This is a genomic window from Psychromonas sp. L1A2, from assembly GCF_009828855.1.
Lineage (GTDB): Bacteria > Pseudomonadota > Gammaproteobacteria > Enterobacterales > Psychromonadaceae > Psychromonas.
This window is the reverse complement of record NZ_WUAG01000001.1, coordinates 1,248,810-1,269,264: the sequence shown is the minus strand read 5'-3', so window position 1 is coordinate 1,269,264 and position 20,455 is coordinate 1,248,810. Positions and strand designations below refer to the sequence as shown.

Annotated in this window: 16 protein-coding genes and 1 other RNA gene; 6 read left to right on the top strand and 11 right to left on the bottom strand. The window is 36.3% G+C overall.

The window, feature by feature from the left end; all coding sequences use genetic code 11:
* Positions 1–352 precede the first annotated feature (352 nt).
* Positions 353–811: a recombinase family protein gene (locus GQR59_RS05575; protein ID WP_160061055.1), complete on the top strand. Its 459-nt coding sequence runs from the start codon at positions 353–355 to the stop codon at positions 809–811.
* A gap of 2,135 nt (positions 812–2,946) precedes the next feature.
* On the opposite strand, the gene GQR59_RS05570 is transcribed toward GQR59_RS05575, so the two are convergent.
* The gene (locus tag GQR59_RS05570; RefSeq protein WP_160061054.1) at positions 2,947–4,557 is read right to left on the bottom strand and encodes a hypothetical protein; all 1,611 of its coding nucleotides are present in this window, start codon (positions 4,555–4,557) and stop codon (positions 2,947–2,949) included.
* Positions 4,558–4,626: 69 nt separating this feature from the next.
* Here GQR59_RS05570 and GQR59_RS05565 point away from each other — a divergent pair, with 69 nt between their 5' ends.
* Positions 4,627–5,883 carry a site-specific DNA-methyltransferase gene (locus GQR59_RS05565; RefSeq protein WP_160061053.1) on the top strand — a complete coding sequence of 419 codons (1,257 nt, stop codon included), beginning with the start codon at positions 4,627–4,629 and terminating at the stop codon, positions 5,881–5,883.
* Between the two features lie 154 nt (positions 5,884–6,037).
* Here GQR59_RS05565 and GQR59_RS05560 read toward each other — a convergent pair whose 3' ends face one another.
* The 6 genes from GQR59_RS05560 to rsmI form a co-directional block, all read right to left on the bottom strand.
* On the bottom strand, positions 6,038–7,291 hold the full coding sequence (locus GQR59_RS05560; protein ID WP_160061052.1) for a Y-family DNA polymerase: 1,254 nt from the start codon (positions 7,289–7,291) through the stop codon (positions 6,038–6,040).
* Positions 7,291–7,701, bottom strand: coding sequence for a LexA family protein (locus GQR59_RS05555; protein WP_160061051.1), 411 nt, complete (start codon positions 7,699–7,701; stop codon positions 7,291–7,293). The genes GQR59_RS05560 and GQR59_RS05555 overlap by 1 nt, the downstream gene beginning before the upstream one ends.
* 456 nt (positions 7,702–8,157) lie before the next feature.
* Positions 8,158–9,495 carry a GIY-YIG nuclease family protein gene (locus GQR59_RS05550; protein ID WP_160061050.1) on the bottom strand — a complete coding sequence of 446 codons (1,338 nt, stop codon included), beginning with the start codon at positions 9,493–9,495 and terminating at the stop codon, positions 8,158–8,160.
* Positions 9,496–9,815: 320 nt separating this feature from the next.
* Positions 9,816–11,333 (bottom strand): tyrosine-type recombinase/integrase, encoded by a 1,518-nt coding sequence (locus tag GQR59_RS05545; RefSeq protein ID WP_160061049.1) that lies wholly within the window; start codon positions 11,331–11,333, stop codon positions 9,816–9,818.
* Positions 11,334–11,371: 38 nt separating this feature from the next.
* Positions 11,372–11,745: RNase P RNA component class A (rnpB, locus tag GQR59_RS05540), an RNA gene on the bottom strand.
* A gap of 62 nt (positions 11,746–11,807) precedes the next feature.
* Positions 11,808–12,668, bottom strand: coding sequence for a 16S rRNA (cytidine(1402)-2'-O)-methyltransferase (rsmI, locus tag GQR59_RS05535; RefSeq protein WP_160061048.1), 861 nt, complete (start codon positions 12,666–12,668; stop codon positions 11,808–11,810).
* A gap of 119 nt (positions 12,669–12,787) precedes the next feature.
* On the opposite strand from rsmI, the gene GQR59_RS05530 reads away from it, so the two are divergent.
* From GQR59_RS05530 to GQR59_RS05515, 4 genes are read left to right on the top strand one after another with little or no spacing between them, the layout of a single operon-like run.
* Positions 12,788–14,812 carry a penicillin-binding protein activator gene (locus GQR59_RS05530; protein WP_160061047.1) on the top strand — a complete coding sequence of 675 codons (2,025 nt, stop codon included), beginning with the start codon at positions 12,788–12,790 and terminating at the stop codon, positions 14,810–14,812.
* The gene (locus GQR59_RS05525; RefSeq protein WP_160061046.1) at positions 14,781–15,149 is read left to right on the top strand and encodes a YraN family protein; all 369 of its coding nucleotides are present in this window, start codon (positions 14,781–14,783) and stop codon (positions 15,147–15,149) included. Before GQR59_RS05530 ends, GQR59_RS05525 begins: the two co-directional genes overlap by 32 nt.
* 11 nt (positions 15,150–15,160) lie before the next feature.
* Positions 15,161–15,745, top strand: coding sequence for a D-sedoheptulose-7-phosphate isomerase (locus GQR59_RS05520; RefSeq protein WP_160062440.1), 585 nt, complete (start codon positions 15,161–15,163; stop codon positions 15,743–15,745).
* Between the two features lie 8 nt (positions 15,746–15,753).
* A complete protein-coding gene (locus GQR59_RS05515; RefSeq protein ID WP_160061045.1) occupies positions 15,754–16,347 on the top strand; it encodes a BON domain-containing protein in 594 nt (197 codons plus the stop codon).
* A 420-nt stretch (positions 16,348–16,767) separates the two neighbouring features.
* Here the strand turns inward: GQR59_RS05515 and GQR59_RS05510 are convergent, their stop codons facing one another.
* The 4 genes from GQR59_RS05510 to GQR59_RS05495 all read right to left on the bottom strand — a co-directional run bounded on the left by GQR59_RS05510 (position 16,768) and on the right by GQR59_RS05495 (position 20,451).
* Positions 16,768–17,001: a zinc ribbon domain-containing protein gene (locus GQR59_RS05510; protein WP_160061044.1), complete on the bottom strand. Its 234-nt coding sequence runs from the start codon at positions 16,999–17,001 to the stop codon at positions 16,768–16,770.
* A 1-nt stretch (position 17,002) separates the two neighbouring features.
* Positions 17,003–18,478, bottom strand: a complete 1,476-nt coding sequence (der, locus tag GQR59_RS05505) for a ribosome biogenesis GTPase Der (RefSeq protein ID WP_160061043.1) — start codon at positions 18,476–18,478, stop codon at positions 17,003–17,005.
* Positions 18,479–18,556: 78 nt separating this feature from the next.
* Positions 18,557–19,756, bottom strand: a complete 1,200-nt coding sequence (bamB, locus tag GQR59_RS05500; protein WP_160061042.1) for an outer membrane protein assembly factor BamB — start codon at positions 19,754–19,756, stop codon at positions 18,557–18,559.
* Between the two features lie 14 nt (positions 19,757–19,770).
* Complete coding sequence (locus GQR59_RS05495) at positions 19,771–20,451, bottom strand: YfgM family protein (RefSeq protein WP_160061041.1); 681 nt, start codon at positions 20,449–20,451, stop codon at positions 19,771–19,773.
* Positions 20,452–20,455 lie beyond the last annotated feature (4 nt).

Here is a 20,455-nt window from a genome sequence, read left to right as displayed (position 1 = left end):
AAGTAAGTGGTTTATAAAACCATGCTTTTCTAAATAGAATACCTCATCTGCATAAAATTACCCCTTTCGACCAAATAATAACAATCTCAATGAATATCAATAATCTAATTTATCTCTCTAACTTCCAAATATTTTAGATATTAATACGCGAATTTTTATTTTGCATTACTTTACTCACCGTAAATACTGTGCACACAGTGCACTTACACTGTACACGCAGTGTCTATACGTGTGTATACAGTGCGTATACAGAGTGTATACAGTGCGTATACAGTGCGTATACAGTGCGTATACAGTGTGTATACACTCTGTTATACTACATACTAATAAATACTAAACTAGGATATTTTTCATGTCTGTTATAAATACAAACAAAAACAAAAAATCGATAACAAAAAACATACGTTTTGAACGTGTTTTAATTGAAGCAATAGAGAATAATAAAGAACCTTTTGATACGTTTTCATCTTGGGTTAAAAAGGCTTGTATAGAACAGTTAAAGCGAATGAGAGTTAATATAACAGAACAACAATTCCAAGATATTTCCGAAGCTAAATCAACTTCAAAAGCCAATGAAAACCTAGACGATTTAGATGACATTTTAGATGGAATTTTAGAGCCAACGTTAAAGGAAAAAGAGACACTCCCTTACAATAAAGAAAAAATAGTGATATTTATCAGCGAAATGCGAATAAATGGCCATTCAGATCATTTTATTGCTAATCAGTTAAATGAAAAAGGAATTAGAACCTTTAACGACCGAAAGTGGCATCAGAATAATGTAAAATCATGCATGATGAGAAGTAAGTAAATTCTTAACGAATTATTAAACGAACAAGCTTTAGGTGGGTTTGATATAGAACCGGCTTAAGAATTAATTTTCATTGTTAAGATAAGATTATTACTCTTCAATAAAATCCAAATGAATTACTTATTTTATTATGAAAGCGGAATAGTTTTTAAGCAGAAACAAGGCGAAGCCGCTGTTTCTAAGCGAACGGAGTGAGCTAAGGGTTATAATTCATTTAATTTCAATCACTTACGATTTTATTTATATTCAATTTCCGCATATCATCACTTTTTTGTGTTTCTACTATATATATATAACACTTAAAAGACTTAAAATAACTAATAGCAAAAATCATACCAACAATTAAATTTCAAATATATTTTGCATGCGTGTGTTCTACTAGAATATTCAAACTTTGTATTAACATGGGTCATCCATAAGTGGCTAATAGATATGTCAAAAATGACATCTGTAATTATGTAGTTAAATGGGGTCTGTGGTCTTGCCTTGTAAAGTGGTATTTTAGCAACTCTAGCGGGCTTTGCTCGCATTGATTGGGTTAACACAAGAAAACGAAGCACAGACTGATTATGGAGCTTCTACACCGCATTCGTAAGCCTCTCTGGTTGTGCACCTGATAATTTAAAAACATTTCATGCTTAATATTGAATTAATGATATATCTTTGAAGTAATGGGTGGACTAACTTTTTTGTTTATTAGCGCTGTATCTAAATACGGGTTTAATTAAGGTAAATTATGCGACCAGTGTTCTGAATGAATAAAAACCGCATTAAAATATTCTGATGGTATGAACGTTACTATTTAATTACTAGCCAAGCCCTTAATAGCTCACTGTGACGATTTTATGATTTTTGCTAGCATAATGTAATTTATCATTAAAAACGCTCTTACGTTGCAGCTATGCTCGTTATTTCGCGCATTTGAAAGTGTTATTTATTAGTAATCTTTGTGTCTATAAAAATTTGTAGTAATTAAAAATTCCGATGGTATTAATGACTTCACTCAGATGAGTGCCTTATTAATACAAATCCCAGATGACACCCATAACGATCTTTGAAGATACCAGTTCAATCATCATGTCGGTTAATTACTGCCAACTATGCTACCTAAACGCTACCTTAATGCTACCTTTAAACAGGCTTTTTTTTAAAAAAAAACTACATTAGATAGCATTAAGTGCGCTATTAGATAGCATTCGGTGCGGTGAATTAAGGTCGGTAAGCGCTGTATATTTAAAAAACTGAAAAAACGAGTGGTTTTACATTAAACCGTTTTATCTTGGCGAGCGCATAAGAATCAAATAGAGAATTACTTCTAAGCTCAAATCTATGTAACATCCGGAGTCCTAGGAATATCCGGAATATGTTTATGGAGTCAAGGCAGTATAAGTTGTCAATCTTTGGCACCCTTATACATTGCCACCTCAGTTATAAATTCAAGAGACCAGATAAAACACGAGGTGTAGTGGTATGTAGGAAAATTTCGGTAAAACAAGACAGACCTTTTTAGAGTATTTAATGATTGATGTTGCTAGTTCTGCATTTCCAACATTGTTATTGAATAGAGAGGGGCAAAGTAGAGCATAGAGCAACAGAATCGTTCTATAATAAGAGTTCTTAGTTGTAGCAATAAATGTATTAACATACTCAGAACGTCTTAAAATCGCATATAGAAGTATATTATATATGGAAACCCTAGGTGAAATATAAGTGTCTATATAGTGTTGTCATTTAGTTTGTTCAATTTGAACCGCTCTTATACAAACCATGATAGTAATTATTAAGCTAAAATTTGGACTGTAATTAAATTAAAAATTTAATAGCTTTTTCTATAGTCTGACTAAGTCGCCAACGCCTCCATAGCGATTTAAAAGCTAATTATTAAAACGCAAAATGAAAGACCTGATCCTCTTCCTTCCTTAGTATACTAAATGTCATCAAAGCGACAGTTAAACGTAATGATATAAAATATTTGTGTAAGTGCTCATGTGGAAATTAGACTGTTGTTGCAACACGTAATTTAACAACTAGCCACACTAAGTCCAGTGGATGCCTTGCGAAAGTATGTGCTAAGGGAATAGTGTAGCCAAGAAGTGATAAATAAACTGGAAAACTATACCGATATAATATTTATTCTATTTTCTAGAAATCACTTTCTCTTCTATTAACCACTCTAAATCCTCTTCGTACTGCGTTGGAGTAATTGTTATAAATTTGGCTTTCTCACATGCGAGAGTGGCTAGTGTAGATCCAAGTAAACCGTAACCAGCTCCAAAGCCTGGTAATAATATAAACTTACCTGATTTTCGTTCATGAGCTGTAATTACATAACCCTCAATTCCTGCAATATCTAATAAAAAAAGCTTTCTAGCATACTCAATTCTTAACGGGCTTATTTTATATGATTGAGCGTCAATAGAAATAAAGTTTCGTTCAATTAAATCATTTTCAACACGTGAAATTTCATCCAGGGAGTACCCTTGAGATAACAAAATATTAAGAACTTCTCTACGGTTTCCCGATGTAGTTTCAATGATTGCATGCTCAAATTCTACTGGCGTTAGGAATAATATACTTTGAAACTCTCTTCGTAAACGAATCAGAATAGACTTTACTTGAATGAAAGAGTGAGTGTCTTCCATAGTCAACATATGCTCAAGATCTCCTCGAAGAGAAGCGAAATATCCTGCGCCATCAAGATATTCTATAAACCTAGCACTAGGGTACTTAGACTTTGTAAAATCTCTAGAGGCAGATGTTTGATCTACAACTTTATGAGATAGACTTCCACTATCACCAGCATAAAATTGCGATTGGATAAATAGCTTTGGTTCCCAAGTCTCAATTTTATAAGGTAAGATAAAATCATAGGCTCTAGTTTTTTTCTTCCGCTTTCCTGACTCTTCTATAATTTCTTCACCTACTATGGCATCAGAGGTATTAAAGTCTCTATCAGCTATCAAACCAATCTCTACTAATTTTTCTCTAAGGAGGTTCTCTGGAATATGACCTCCAGAAGCAGAAACTGAACCTCTAACTTTAAAAATAGTACATGAATTTATTAGCAATCTTGCCATGTCTTTTGATTCTTTGCTGAGGTGGATAAATGATTTACAAATTACCCACAGTTGTAGCAATTCCTCTTCATCTTCAAGAATTAGTGATATGTACTCGGCTAGATATATTTTAAGATATTCATTTAATGAAAAAGTAGGTTCTGTTGATACGATATTATCGTATTCTGACATACTCCCTACATAACAAGATGCTAACAATTTAGCTATATAATCTGATGTAGTTGTGCTTGGTAATGCCCTTAAGGAGAATTTAATGTTTTTCTTACCAGTTCCTCGTTTTGGTATTTTTGAGGATATATCGTCTTCTTTTAACTTAATGAGAAAATGATTTTTTAAATTATTGTCAGTTGCACCAGTTGCTAAGAAAAGCAGATTGAAGAATGAAATATAGAAATTAGTTAATGAAGCTTCATCTTCAAAAAAGTTTGAACCATTTGTATAGGAAGAACTTACTTTGCAAATTACCTCAACCAAAGAATCGATAGAGCAAAGGTCCATATCTATGAATTGATTCAGATCCTTGGACAGAGTTTTAATACATTCACTTAATAATTCTACTTCACTATTGAATTTATCAGTATCTTTAATGCGTTCGAGCTTTGGTGTTAGCCATTGGTCAAATTCTGCAAGCTGCTCTTTTACTGTTAAATTTTCCTGTGGTAACTTCATTTTTACTTCCTCTACACTATAAATTAGCGAAGAAACGAGTATACTTTCTTCTATTATTAAGGGAAGAAAATGAATCAAGATATATATAAAAAAATCAATAGCCTATCAATGTTACTAGGGCTTTCAAAGCATAGCCAGGGTGATATGTTTACACCTCCAATTCCCACAATACCGAAATTTAACCAAGATTGTACTTTGTTATGTGGTGATAACTTAGAGTATTTATTAAAAATGTTTCCTAGCCACAAATCAACAATTGGTTTTTGTTATATCGATCCTCCGTACAATTGTGGGAGCAAGTTTATCTTCAATGACTCTCGCAATGGCACTAATACGGGAGCTTGGGGAAAGCATTCTGAATGGTTATCATTTATGCTTCCCCGACTTGTAACAGCGCATGAGCTTCTTAAAGATACAGGTGTTATCGCAATCAGTATTGATGACTATGAGTTTCCATATTTAAAAATCTTGATGGATCATGTATTTGGTGAGGAAAATTTATTAGGAAATATTGTTGTTTGCCGTTCTAAAAATGGAAAAGGTAGTAAGAAAAATATTGCAACAAATCATGAATATCTAATGGTGTATGGGAAGACTAAAAAAGCAATCCTACGTGGAGCACCTGACGATCTGGATAGCTATGATAAAAAAGATGAATATGGTTATTACAGAGTTGACGGACTTTTTCGTAAAAAAGGTCAAGCTAGTTTAAGAACAGATCGACCAAATATGTATTATCCTCTTTACGTTAATAGCAATGGAAAAGTGTTTGTAAATCCTGCGCCAGAGCTTACAGAAATTTTTCCTGTTGACTCACAAGGGATCGATAGACGTTGGCTTTGGGGTAAAGAAACTGCTGAAAAAAGAGAATGGCAACTATACGCTAGTCCTAAGGGAACAATTTACGTTAAGAACTATTCATCAAAAGACAAACGTAAAAAAATAAGGACTTTATGGGAGAAAAGCTCATATTACACAGAACGAGCGACACTCGAAATCAAAAAAATATTTGGAGATAAGATTTTTGATACTCCAAAACCACTTGAATACATAAAAGATATTATTGATCAAATGGCACAACCTGACGATATAATAATTGATTTTTTTGCTGGTTCTGGAACAACAGCTCAAGCGGCTAGAGAGTTAAATAAAACGGATAAAGGTACTCGTAGGGTAGTTTTGATGGAAAGTGATGATTTAATATCACCTGAACATTTAGCGCATAAGATGGGCTATAAGCATATTTGTGATATTACTGTCCAAAGGCTTAGTTTCATTAAAGATGATAATGCAGACTATGATTTTGTGGTTGTGAAGAATACTTAAATTAAGAAAATGTTAATAGGGTCGTGTCTTGCCTTTTGGTCTTATTAGGCTGATATGTGTTTTTCCACAGCTAATTCGAGTCGCTTCTATAACTCGCTTTGTGCCCATTACGACTTAGATACTTATCCAAACAACGATAAAATCAGCACTTTCTTTAACAAGTAAACTTCGGGAGGTGACGCCAATTGCTAGTATATTGAGGCGTTAACAGCTCTCTACGCATTGACCATGGTTCATCGACACCTTGGGCGGCAAAAAACAGACTACAGCTGCCATAGCGTTGGTTAATGGAATCTATCGCCCCCATTAACTTGATATTGTCTTTAGATGGATTAAACAAGTCTCCTTGTTGATGTGTTTCACTACTTAGATTTAAAAGTCCTACTCCCACTCGGTAATAGGCTACATCTGATTTATATAAGTGATGCATATTTTCACTAATCACTTTCAAGATTTGAGAAGTATCGTTTGTTGGTGCAGCAAATTGCTTGATCACTTTATAACTGTACGGTGTTTCATCGAAAGGACTATTCGCGGCAAACAACATCAAAGTGCCACAAAGCGATTTTTGTTCTCTTGCTTTTATCGCAGCAATAGCCGCATGTTTAGCAAGTGCTTGATTTAGATTTTGAGCATCGATTATCCGTTTCCCCATACTTCTTGTTGAAAATATTTGTAACTTATCAGCCCTTACACCATCCCATGTTTTACAAGCGATACCATTTAATTCGTTAATAGTGCGGCTCAATTCAACATTAAACCCTTTGGGTAAAAAACGAGTATCTAATTTTCTTAATTGTTCAACGGTAACAATTTTATTTTGCTTTAATTTTTCATTGGTTTTTCTACCAATTCCCCATACATCTGAAGGAGATAATTGTGTAAAAACGTCCTTTTTTAATTTTTCATCCAATACGCAAACACCATTAAAACCATTCCACTTTTTAGCGACATGATTCGCTACTTTAGCTAAGGTAAGCGTATCTCCAATACCAACACAAACAGGTAAACGCGTTTCTTTCCACACGGCTTTGCGAATGGCTTGAGCGTGTAAGGCGAGATCGGGTATTGCGTGTTCGCAGTCAGCAAAACTCAGAAAGGATTCGTCAATGGAATAGATATGTTGAGACGGTGCAAAGCGCCCTATCACTTGCATCATTTTATGTGATAAATCGGCATACAATTCATAGTTTGAAGAGCACACAATAATGCCCGTTCGTTCACAAAGATCTTTTACTTTAAAAAAGGGATAGAATTTTTTAACACCTAATGCAATGGCTTGCTTGTTGGCCGCTACGATACAACCATCATTGTTAGAGAGTACAATAATAGGTTTACCGCGCCACTCAGGTCTAAAGACTTGTTCTGCACTGCAATAAAAGGAATTTGCATCAACCAATGCAAACATCAGAGGCTTGCCTCAAGTAGGTGACTTTCACGATGACAACGAATCGAGCGAATAACCACGCCTTCAATAGTAAATTGATCACTATCGCTAATAGTCATCGCTGGGTATTGAGGGTTAGCAGATAATAAAAGCCTTTCGGTAATATTTAATATTTTACAAATAAATTCACCGTTAAAATTAGCAACGATGACATCATTATTTTTAGCGTTAACATAACGATCTACAATTAAAATATCACCATTAAATATACCAACACCTTTCATGGAATGGCCGTCTGCCTTGCCAATAAATGTGGCACTTGGATGCTCTACTAATAATTCATCTAAGCTTAGCGGGAGTTGTAGGTAATCGCTTGCTGGACTTTCAAAACCAGTAATACCCGCGCTTGCAGTAATTGGAATAAACTTCATAAATAACCACTGTATATAAAAACAGTTAATAGTATAAGTTAGATCAGGTTAAGTACAAGTTAGAATTTCATTTATACGCAGGTGAATTCTTTTTATAGTATCGTATATTCTATTTACTTCGAGTGAATATCAATGGGGTCGCATCTTGCCTTTTGCCATTATTAAATTTAAATCAAGTCGTTTTACTGCAATAAAAGAATGTATATTCTAAGGCTCTATATGCCTCTTTTAGCCTTATAAAGTTAAAGTATTAACCTAACTAGTAAATTGAAAGTAATGATTATCGGCACAGTGTTCGCTTTATATTGGCGAATTTTACTGAAAAATCTTATCTATCGGCCACTTTAGCTTTAATCTTTTACGAACTGTCCCTTCTGGTATTTTATGAAATAGCGCGGCTTCACGGATTGAGTTAAAGCGCTTCCCATTAACAGTAATAGGGATTGCATTAGGCCTTCAGTAGCATCGAGGCTCTTTTTCAAGAGCTTCATTTTCAGTCCACCCTGCGCTCATCCGTTCATGGACTTTTTTGTATGGGATACCGGCATTCATAGCTTTTATTTTTAATGGAATTTTATGGCCATTTCGATATGTTTTTAAGTACATACCTTTGGGTACTACGATTGCCTCTTTTAAAGTCCACCTAAGGCGCAATCTACTCTCAATTCGCTTAAGGTTTAAATTAAGTATTTCAGCTAATGATGAAAGGTTCTTGTAAGCTACACCTCGGTAAAACATTGGATTAGAAAATCCATTTACACCTTTACCACCAGGGTCTAGATTGTAACCATACGGTGAAAGAGTATTCTCTTTTCTTATTCGTTGTATTTCCGCATTTTCTAACTCATCAAGAGAGTTAAATTTGCCAACTTCATTGAATATAAAACTACCTTTACCGAATTGGATAATAGCCTCTTGAAGTGAACCAGAGGAATGGCTTTTACGAATAGCTTGCCTAAAGTGCCCACGTTTACGTTCCTCTAATGTCTGTGTAGTAATACCAATGTACTTTTTGTCGTTAACGGAGTTTGTTACTTCATAAAGGATACCGACAACGCAATCTATATTAAAAGGTATCTCAGCAAGTTTTATGGCTAGATCCTCATTTATGGACTCAGTTAATTTAAGATGACGTCTAATTTTTCTTTTCCATGATTTAAACGAGCATTTAAATTGGATGGCTGTAAGAGACTCAAAGAATTTTTTTCTACTGAGCCCAAAGTTTGGGCTACCTTCATCAAGCCATTGAGCATCCTGCCTAACACAATAATCTTCCACACCTTGTTTCGTAGGTTCACGACCAAAGACCTTTCGGTGATTGGTTATCCGTTGACTAACCATAGGCCATTTTACTTTTGGCTCTTCTTTATCTTGCCAAATTTTACGATACTTTGAAATCCGAGTCCCTTCATTACTAACGACCCTTGTTCCTTTTAAACATGCAGTAATAAAATCGTCGTCTATATCAGTTAGGTTACTTCTTAGATTAAGGTGAAATGCTTTAAAGCCAATATTGGCAATCTCTATATTAGCCTCATACAGAGCGCTTGGGCCGTTGTATCGAATACCTTTGTAAGAAAGAGAACTAGCTGCTGCACGGGGTGTTAACCAAGCAGATATAAGTTCATCTGTAGGCTCAAGATCAGAGTTGTTTATTTGCCACTTTCTCCATTTAGCATCGAATTGTGCGCAGGTTATTTGCTTATAGCTTTGCTTACGTCGATTAGAATGGGCAACTAACTCTTTATAATCATCCCATTCTTTGCCTTCATACTTAATGCTTTTTAACTTCATAGCTATTTACCCCTCCATTAGTGAAGTTAGCATTTAAAAACAAAATCAAATGAAAGTCAAATAACCCTTTTCTATCAATAACTTAAGTAAGCTCTTAGTGGTATTTGTGTTGGATTATAGTTCTATCTTTAGGTAGCTAAAATTTTACTATTAACAGTAAGCGTGTAACGATTTTGGTATCAATACGATTACTATCTAAAAAATGCTTCGATATTATTGAGAAAGGGCTTTTAGCGGCTTTGATAAACCGGCACAAATATTTACCGGTTTCATCACTTCTAAAGGGACTTATTTAAAAATAGAGTCAATAAATTGAGGGCTTAGTTTGACGAGTTAATCACCCACGGTAATCCATCTACATATGATTTAAGTTCATTCAGTGGGAATAACGCTCGTTTTGTATAGCCATCATGTACAGAAGACCCGCTCTCATGCCCGACAATTGCCGTAGATATTGCTTCATTAGCACCTTGCGAGCGAATAAACGAAACAACGCTATGTCTGGTAGAGTACATTGATAACATATGCCCAGAACTATCAATTTCAGGTAATTGACATGCTTTTTTAAGTGTATTTCCATAGTACCTTGTTAACCATTTATTAGGCACAGAGAAAACTCGCTCATTAGGCTGTGAAAATGAATTAATGTATTCCATAAGGCCCAAATCTATCAAGGGTTGCGCTAAAGGAACACGTCTAATACCTGCCTCAGTTTTTGCTTTACCAACTTCTGAAGTGGTGATCCCTACTTGGATATGAAATAAGCCACTATCTTCACAAACCTTAAACTGACTCCGTTCTAGTTCTTGGATTTCGGAGTTACGCATTCCGGTATAAGCCATGATCAGTGGAATAAACTTTTTATTTGCATCTGTTTGTTGGGAACTAAAATCAACTATTCGCTGTAATTCTGATACCGTAAATGCCCCTCTTTTGTTCTTTTTTGAACTCTTAATTCGTCGTTCATTAAATGGTTTATCATTTACAATATATTTTGAAGCCATCCAACTATAAAAGCCTTGGCAGGATTTTAAAACAGGTGAAAAATTGGCTACTCGATCTGTTTCCGGAACCTCATTATTAAGCACCATTTTTATTCTTTGGATGTATCCCTCTTCTCTAAGCTCTCTGCTAAAAGAGGACTTAACCATACTATTATATGGCTTCATATTACTTCTTGGCATACGCTTAGCGATTGATAAAACTTCATCTGCTTGTTTTGGAGTTATTGAGTCCGGTTGTTTATCACCATGTAAGTACAACAAGATTGCCATATTTCGTCTATGGTTCTCTTGCTCTTTAGCGATTAAGCCCTGTTCGTCCCATGAAGCCTCCCACTTTTGGTACATATCTTTAATGGTTGGTTTAAAGTTTTTTTTCTGTTTAATTTTTTTATTTAAAGAAGCATCATTTTCATTCGTAACTAGTTTAGTCTGAATCTCAGCCAATTTTCTTGCACTATCGGGATCGGTAAGGTGAGGATTATCTTTAAGAATCTCTTTCGCAGCAATTTTTTCAGCTTCAATATCTCCATTTCCCTGATCAATTATTAGATCACCCAAAAAAGTAGGGATAGATATAAATTCCTGTTTAATATTTTTTTTTATTTTCTTGGTCACGCAATGCACCTTGATTTCATTAAATGCAGAAACGAAAGAATTCACCATAGAAGAAGCAATAATTGCTGAGCGAGTGTGGAGGCTCTGTCGAATCATAGAAGGGAATGAATAAAATATTCTGATAACTTTAGGTACGCGATAGCAGAAGTAATACATACCATTACGTTGATAAGTATGGGGAATTTTTTGTAACACAGATTGTTGCACAGTTTGTTTCACAAGGCCTCGCATTAGCTACGAGACCTTGTAAATCAAAGGTTTAGAGTTGGCCGATAAGCCGGGTTCTGTCGTGAATCGTCATTCGTCTAGGCCTGCAATCACTCACAGGCTCAAGCAACCTACCCGCTTCCAGCATGGGCCATGCCTCAGGAAGCCTATTTGGTTTTGCTTCGGGTGGAGTTTACCTTGCACTAATGATTACCCACTAGCCGGTGCGCTCTTACCGCACCCTTTCACCCTTACCTACTAATAAATTAGCAGGCGGTCTCCTCTCTGCTGCACTTGTCGTTAGCTCGCGCTACCCAGGCGTTACCTGGCACCCTGCCCTCTGAAGCCCGGACTTTCCTCCCCTCTTATTTCTTAGATAGCAAGCTAACTAAACAATAAAAGCGGCGACGATCTAGCCAACTCCGCGGCGGATTATACGGAAACCATTATAGATAACAAGCGCTTTGCAGTGATACGAGAAAAGAATTATAAGTTTTCTAGGCCCCATTTATATAAGTCGTTTTTCTTAAGATGATGTATTTCAGCAGTTATCGCTGCGGCTTTCTTAAGAGGTAACTCTTTTTTCAATAATGTCAGCGTTTTAATCGCTTCTACTGATAAAGCGTCTTCATTTTTACTTGCCCCTCCCACCATTAATACAAATTCACCACGGCAATGATTGGTGTCTTGTTCTAACCACTCCAACATTTCGCCAGCTGGTAATACGTAATATGATTCAAATAATTTAGTGAGTTCACGCGCAACGACTAACTTTCTATCCGCGCCCATGATATTAATTATATGTTTTACCGTATCTTGCATACGACGAGGAGATTCGTAAAAAATCATGGTTTGTGTTTCTTCCGCTAATGCAGTCAATTTTTCTGTTTTAGCTTTTTCTTTCACTGGTAAGAACCCTTCGAAAGAAAAACGGTCTGATGGTAAACCAGCAGCTGAAAGAGCGGTAATTGCTGCACAAGCACCTGGTACAGGAACAACATCAACACCTGCTTCACGACATTCATTGACTAAATGATAACCGGGGTCACTAATTAATGGCGTCCCCGCGTCTGAGATCAGTGCAACAGATTGCCCAGCTTTGATTTTTTCAATCAATACGCTGCCACGTTGACGCTCATTATGATCATGAAGAGGGAAAGTTGGTTTACTGATTTGATAGTAGCTTAATAATTTACCACTATGTCGAGTATCTTCTGCTGCAATTAAATCGACGTTTTTTAATATTTCGACGGCACGGTAAGTAATATCGCCGATATTGCCCAAAGGAGTGGCGACAATATACAATTTTGCACTTACTTCGTTATTTAATTGATTTTTTTCAGACATATTTGACTCTATTAAAGTGTTAAGGATTGTTTAACTAGGTCTGCAATATTACACTATAGGTATCTTGATACCTATCTGAAAACTTATCTTGAATTAGTTTGATTAAAAAGGACAAAAATTTGACCATTGCAAATATATCTAAACGAGCTGTACATCTTTCTTTCATGGCGGTGAGCATTCTGCTTATTTCCGCTTGTTCTGGATTAGGACAAGATAAGAAAAATGCTCCGACTCTTTTTACTGACTTTTATGAAACAGCTGAATATTTATTACAGCAAGCAGAAGTCGTGAAAGAGCCTAAAAATACTGAATGGCAATTAGCAGCGGTACAAGCGCTCACTAAGGAAAGTAAATATGTTCTAGCAGATTCAGTAATTGAATACTTACAAAACAAAACCTTAAATGCTCAGCAAAAAAATCATCTTATTTTATTAATAGCTGATAACCAATACGCCCAAAACCAATTAGATAAGACTATGGTTTCTGTTAAAAGTATTGATATGAATGTGTTGTCTGATCAGGCTAAGTTACATTATCTAAAATTAAAGACGGATCTGCATGTTCGTAAAAAAGAACCTCAAGCAGCCGTTGATACTTTATTTATGTTAACGCCTTTATTAAAAAGTGATGAGCAAAGACAACAATACAATGACCTACTGTTAACGCAGTTGAACATGTTAGATTCAAGCGTGTTGAGTAGTTTTGAAAAAGTATCTTCAACACCTGGTGCCGATAACTTTAAACAAGGCTGGTATGCACTTGCGAATGTTTATCACCGTTATCAATTACGCACTAACCAGTTGATACGTGGTGTGGATGCTTGGAAGTTACTTTATCCAACTCACCCTGTATTAAAATATATGCCGTCACAATTACTTAACCTTGCTGAGGCGACGCCGTACCAACCTTCTAAAATTGCAGTATTGTTACCTTTAACGGGTCGATTCAAAAAACCAGCTCAAGCAATACAATACGGTATTAGTTATGCGTTTTATAACCAAGCAGAAGCAAAGAAACAGTTACAAGCAGAACAAGCGAACGGTTCAGGTAACGCAAGCTTTATTACTATTGATGGTGATGTACAAGACGGTAGTCAAGCTGCTAGTAGCAGAATAATAGATAGAGATTTTATTACTGCCCCACCTCATATTTTATTCCTTGATACGAATACGATGACCATGCAAGAAATTGCAGATCAACTTCATAATCAGAAAATAGACTTTGTTATTGGTCCTTTATTGAAACCTAATTTAAAAGCATTTTTACCGTTAGTAGGAGATATTCCTGTGTTAGCGTTAAATAGTTTCCCGACTAAAGATGGTAGTGCAACGTCATCGATTCATTATGCATTCCCACTTTCACCGGAAGGTGAAGCTGAACAAGCTGCTGAAATGATTTTCCAAGACAAACATACAAAACCTCTAATATTTGCACCTAACTCAGACTTTGGCCGCAGAACATCTACTGCTTTTGAAGCGCGTTGGAAAGAACTGAGTCGTTCACAACAAGCATCGGGTAATGGTCTTGAGCTATACCCTGCTGAAACACACTTTTTCTCTAAAGATACTGATTATGGAAAATTCCTTGCTGAAGCGTTACAAACAGACAAAAGTAAAGAACGTAACCATCAAATGCAAACAGTGTTAGGCAGAAAGTTAGAGCAAGAAGTAAGAAGTCGTGCCGATGTTGATGCCATTTATATCATTAGCAAACGTAAACAATTAATGTTCATTAAACCATTTATGTCAGTTGCTATTAGCCCATTTGCAAAAGAAATTCCTTTATATGCAAGCTCACGTAGCCATGTAAAAGACTTTACTAATACACAGGATAAAGAGTTAACGGGTGTCACTTTCTCAGATGTTGCTTTTTTACTCGAAGATAAAACTAAAATGAATGAAAAAGTACAAGCGGCATGGCCGCAACAACGTCTTAGCACATTGCGTTTATTTGCGTTAGGTAATGACAGTTACAGCTTAATTGAACAGTTAAAACTTTTAGAAGTGGTTGAAGGTTATAAATTCCAAGGTTTAGTGGGTGAAATAACATTAGATGCACGTAATACGATCAAAAGTAAGTTAAGTTGGGCAACCTTCCAGGATGGCAATTTAGTTGAAGCTACCTCGTCTATTTCAAGCCAGTAATTCCATTGGTGTTCAATATGAGCAACAAGCTTTAGCGTTTTTAAAGGCGCAAGGTTTGTTGCTTGTCTGTCAAAATTTTTATTGTCGGTATGGTGAAATAGATTTAATCATGTCTGATAATGACACTTTAGTGTTTATTGAAGTAAGATACCGCAAGAATCAAAACTATGGTGGTGCAACAGCATCAGTTACACTACAAAAACAAAAAAAATTAATTAAAACGGCAAAGCATTATTTATCACAATTAGATAATGAGCCCTATTGCCGTTTTGATGTCGTTGCAATCAGCGAAAAAACAACACAGCCACAATGGATACAAGATGCATTTCAAGAGTAGCAAGTCACATGATTAATGAAAAAATTCAAGCTCACTTCGCAGAGAGCATTCAAACTAAGATTGTTGCAGCAGAAGCACTGCCAGAGCAAATAGAAGCAGCCGCTCTTTTACTTAAAGATTGTTTAATCAACGGCCACAAGCTACTTATTTGCGGTAATGGTGGTGCTGCAGGGCTAGCACAAATTTTTGCTTCACATTTATTGAATAAGTATGAAACAGATCGCCCTGCTTTACCTGCTATTGCGATCACTTCTGATTCATCATTAGTGTCAGCAATTGCCAGTGATAGCCATTTTGATCAAATTTATGCTCGTCAAATTTCAGCATTAGCACAACCGGGTGATGTATTAATTACTATCAGTCACGGTGGTAATAGCCGTAATATGGTAAAAGCAGTAGAAACCGCATTAAGTAAGAATATTCATATTATTGCGATGACGGGAGTTGATGGTGGTGAAATTGCCGGTTTATTAGGTGCGGATGACATTGAGATTCGAGCGCCAAGTGATAAAGGGGCACGAATTGAAGAGATTCACATGTTAGTAGTAAACTGTTTAAGTGACCTCATCGATCAACAATTATTTCCACAGTATTAGGATACATTATGACATTCAAGCCTTATCTATTTTCAATTTTATTAGCTGCCTTTATGTTGCAAGGTTGTGCAGGCGGCCTTATTGTAGCGGCAGGCACTGCGGTAGCGGTAAGTAGCGACGAACGTAGTATTTCGCAATTAGTAAAAGATGATGACCTGTCTGAAAAAGCGATTGATGCAGTGATTGCTTCAAAAGCTTATAACGACAATATTCGTATTAATATCATCGCTAATAATAGTTACTTATTATTAATTGGCCAAGTTGATACGCAAGCTAATAGTAATGAGATTGAAAACGAGTTAAATAATGTACCGGGCGTGGTCGGTGTTTATAATCAATTACGTATTAACCAGCCGATTGGTCTTATTCAAAAAACTAAAGATAGTTGGTTAACCACTAAAGTAAAAAGTAAATTAACGAGCCATGACAAAATTAATCCTTTAAAGATTAAAGTCGTTACGGAGAATGGAGAGGTCTTTTTAATTGGTCAAGTGACACAAGAGATGTCTGATTTTGCGACCGAGGTAACCAGTAATGTTGAAGGTGTTCAACAAGTCATTAGAGTATTTGAAATAATCCCAGCTAAAAGTACAGCTTCATAAAATAAAACTAATCTGTCGGACTCTCTGTGAAATAACAAGCAACAGAAAAGTATCAGATTAAACATTAAAGATGGCGTTCAACAAGGTACAAAAAGTAACAAGATATAAAAAAGGAGTGATAAATCACTTCTTTTTTATATTATACCAATCACACTAATTAACTGATCTATTTTACTTCTTGGATTTATATCATAAGTAAATAACTTATTTCTTCGTTGTAAATTTCGTAAAGAGAACAACCATTAATGAATTAACATATTTTAGTTAATTCATTGATTAACGAAGTTAATCTTCGAAAGGCTTCAATTTACGCCTTAAACTAAGTCATTTTTCCTGCGCAAAATTTAGATCGCTTATTTAATGTAATCGATATCAGTAATAACGTTAACTCTGCAATAGAAAGTTATAAGTCGGTTTCTTCTATCCAACATCCTGCTTAACAAGGCGATAAACAGCTGTAGACTTACTTTTCAACTCGTTGCACTGGTCACACCAAAAACTCACTGCTCCGCACGCTTTTAATCGCTGTAATGGTTGAGCACATTCAGCACAATCTACATGAAGTATGAAATCGTTATCACAATGAGCGCAGTGGCGTTTTAATTCACCACTGCGTTGTAATTCTGATTGGCAATCAGTACAAAGCAATTGCATATTACTTTTTATTTTTACTATTAGCGTAGTTACGTAGTAAACGTTGGCGTTTATACATTTGATGCGGCGTTAATTTGTTACGACGTCCTTCAAATGGGTTACTACCTTCTCTAAACTCTATGCGGATCGGCGTCCCCATAATCTCTAATGTACGACGGAAGTAGTTCATTAAGTAACGTTTATAAGAATCTGCTAATTTTTTAACTTGGTTACCGTGAATAACGATTAATGGCGGATTATAGCCACCCGCATGTGCATAACGTAATTTCACACGGCGAGCGCCAACCATTGGTGGTTCATGGTCGTCTGTCGCCATTCCCATAATACGTGTCAGCATTGCTGTTGAGATACGTTTCGTTGAAGAAGTGTAAGCTTCTTCTACTGATTCAAATAAATGACCAACACCTGTACCATGTAATGCAGAGATAAAGTGAATTTTAGCAAAGTCGATAAAGCCTAAACGGCGATCTAATTCTGTTTTAACTCGTTCTTTATCATACTCAGTCATACCATCCCATTTGTTCACTGCAATAACCAATGAACGTCCTGAGTTTAAGGTATAACCTAATAGGCTTAAGTCTTGATCTGAAATACCATCGCGCGCATCGATAATTAATAGCACTACGTTTGAATCTTCAATCGCTTTTAACGTTTTGATTACTGAGAATTTCTCAACCGTTTCATTTACTTTTTTACGTTTACGAACACCGGCTGTATCAATTAAAATATATTCACGACCATCACGTTCCATTGGAATATAAACACTGTCACGTGTTGTGCCTGGCATATCAAATACTAATACACGTTCTTCACCTAAAATACGGTTTGTCAGTGTTGATTTACCCACGTTCGGACGACCAATAAGTGCAAGTTTAATCGGTAAAGCAGCTAAACGCGCTTGCTCTTGTGCGATTTTGTCTTCGTCTTCGTCATCATGATCCAGTGCGAATTCATATTCGTCCACTTCGTCTGTAACCGGGTTTTCTTCTTGGAATTCTTCTAGTGCCGCATCAATCATTTGACGCACACCTTTACCGTGAGCAGCGGCGATATGGAAAACTTCACCTAGTGCAAGGGCATAAAACTCACCACACATTGAGTCAGCATCAATGCCATCCGTTTTGTTGGCAACAACCATTACTTTTTTATTTTGCTTGCGTAAATGCGATGCAATAGCTTCATCTGCAACCGTTAATCCGGCACGCGCATCAACTAAAAATAGCACAGCATCGGCTTCTTCTATTGCAATCAATGATTGCTCAGCCATTAATGCATCAATGCCTTTTTCATCACCTTCAATACCACCGGTATCAATAACGATAAATTCAAGTTCTTCAACTTTGGCTTGACCATATTTACGGTCACGCGTCAAACCGGGGAAATCGGCAACGATCGCATCTCTGGTGCGAGTTAAACGATTGAAAAGAGTAGATTTACCTACATTAGGGCGACCTACTAAAGCGATGACTGGTAACATATATTTTGTATATCCTTTAAAACTAAAAAAGCCCCATGCACAGCAAGGGGCTACAGTATAGCGTAAAAACGTATTAAATTATTCTACATTTAATATCGGTTTTTCAATGGCAATTACATCACCACTGCGTGTTTGTAAATAAAGGTGAGTAGAGGTTGCAATAGGCTCAATATATAAACCATCAGAGTCTAGATCTTGTTGTGCAACAAACTGACCAGATTCACGATCAATCCAGTGCAAGTAACCTTCGGCATCACCCACAACGATGAAATCATTTGCAACGGTCACACCAGTTACATTGCGGTAAGCTAACTCTTTGTTAACCCAGCGCTGTTCACCATCATTACGATTTATGGCAAAGACGTAACCACGGTAGTCTGTTAAGAAAATATCACGTCCTGACACACTAATATCATTGTAACCAGCGTACTTTTTCGTCCATAATAATTCGCCTTTCAGCAAGTCGATAGCGACTAAATTACCATTGTAAGCTAAAGCATAAACAGTACCATTAACAACAATAGGTTTCATATCCGCATCGGCTAAACGATCTAATTCCGTTGCACCGTAAGGCCTCGCAACAGGGATCTGCCATAGTGGTCGACCAGATTCTAATAAAGCAGCAGAAACATAACCATCAGCTCGGCCGTAAATAACACCACCTTGAGAAACGCTTGGTGTCGCACTGCCGCGTAATGTTAATTTTGGTTGTGCGTTTGCTAATGTCCAAACTTCTTCACCTGTTTTGCTATCTAAAGCAATTAATTCACCACGAGAAGTATGAATAATAACGAAGCCATTATCGTAAACTGGTTGAGCAATCACTTCACCAGAGACGTTACTGACCCATTTGATATCACCTTTTTCTGCATCTAATGCAAATACTTGTGCATTTTCAGTGCCGATATAAAGGGTATCAATGCCTAAACCAATACCACCAGATAAACGTGCTGAGCGGTTAGCAGTATTAGAGTTATGATCATCTAGATCAATTGACCATAGCTTATTACCCTTTTTAACAGAAAGTGCTTTCACTTCTCCATCACGAGCTGCAACATAAACGGCTTTTTCATCAACGGCAGGTTGAAGTTGTGAATAGTATTTATCCACGCCACTACCAATGCTCGTTGACCAAGCAATGACTGGTTTGTACGTTGCTTGAAATTCAGGTAACTCAGCCATTTTAACAACGTCTTCTTCACTGCTGAAAATAGAACAACCACTTAAGATTAACGCGCTGCTAGCAATGACAGTTATATTTTTAACCCATTTAATCATTATATTATCTCAGTTTATTGCGCAGCATCTAATTTAGGTGCTGGAGCAATATCTGCTTTAGCAACGGCTAAATCATCTAACTGTAATTGTAAGATTGGGTCAACACGACCTTCACTTGCGTCAACTGCGTCTTGAAATGCACCACGTGCAGATTCAACATTACCTTGTTTTAAATAAACAACCCCTTTACTTTGATTAGCTTTTACTAAAAAGCCTTCATCTGTAATGTTGTTTAACGTTGATAATGCAGCATCATAATCACCTAATTCTGTATTCACACGTGCTAAACGTAGCTCTATAACAGGGTTTAAAGGCGCATACTCATTGCTTGCTAATAGATCAGTTAATTGTGTTTTTGCTAAGGCAAAGTCACCTGCTTCAACCGCTTCTTTTGCTAATAACAAAGAACCTAGTGTTGCGTAACTATTCCCTTTATTGTCTGCAATGAATGTTTGCATTTCTGTATTGCTATGATCTTCACCTTTAGCATCATATTTAACTAATACTTGTGCAAATTCAGCTGATGCTTGCTCTTGGTTTGTCGATACGGTTTCACCGTAGTAACGCCATCCCCATAAACCAGCTAGACCAATAACAGCTCCCACGATAAGCATGGTTCCGTTTTCACTCCACCATTTCTTAATTGCATCAACTTGTTGTTCTTCTGTTTCGTAACCTTCAATAATATCAACCACGTGT

Coding starts and splice junctions, on each gene's coding strand:
- GQR59_RS05550 (WP_160061050.1), bottom strand. CDS start 9,495: ATGAAGTTAAAAAGCATTAAGTATGAAGGCAAAGAATGGGATGATTAT.
- GQR59_RS05565 (WP_160061053.1), top strand. CDS start 4,627: ATGAATCAAGATATATATAAAAAAATCAATAGCCTATCAATGTTACTA.
- bamB (WP_160061042.1), bottom strand. CDS start 19,756: ATGATTAAATGGGTTAAAAATATAACTGTCATTGCTAGCAGCGCGTTA.
- rsmI (WP_160061048.1), bottom strand. CDS start 12,668: ATGTCTGAAAAAAATCAATTAAATAACGAAGTAAGTGCAAAATTGTAT.
- der (WP_160061043.1), bottom strand. CDS start 18,478: ATGTTACCAGTCATCGCTTTAGTAGGTCGCCCTAATGTAGGTAAATCT.
- GQR59_RS05570 (WP_160061054.1), bottom strand. CDS start 4,557: ATGAAGTTACCACAGGAAAATTTAACAGTAAAAGAGCAGCTTGCAGAA.
- GQR59_RS05560 (WP_160061052.1), bottom strand. CDS start 7,291: ATGTTTGCATTGGTTGATGCAAATTCCTTTTATTGCAGTGCAGAACAA.
- GQR59_RS05510 (WP_160061044.1), bottom strand. CDS start 17,001: ATGCAATTGCTTTGTACTGATTGCCAATCAGAATTACAACGCAGTGGT.
- GQR59_RS05575 (WP_160061055.1), top strand. CDS start 353: ATGTCTGTTATAAATACAAACAAAAACAAAAAATCGATAACAAAAAAC.
- GQR59_RS05555 (WP_160061051.1), bottom strand. CDS start 7,701: ATGAAGTTTATTCCAATTACTGCAAGCGCGGGTATTACTGGTTTTGAA.
- GQR59_RS05515 (WP_160061045.1), top strand. CDS start 15,754: ATGACATTCAAGCCTTATCTATTTTCAATTTTATTAGCTGCCTTTATG.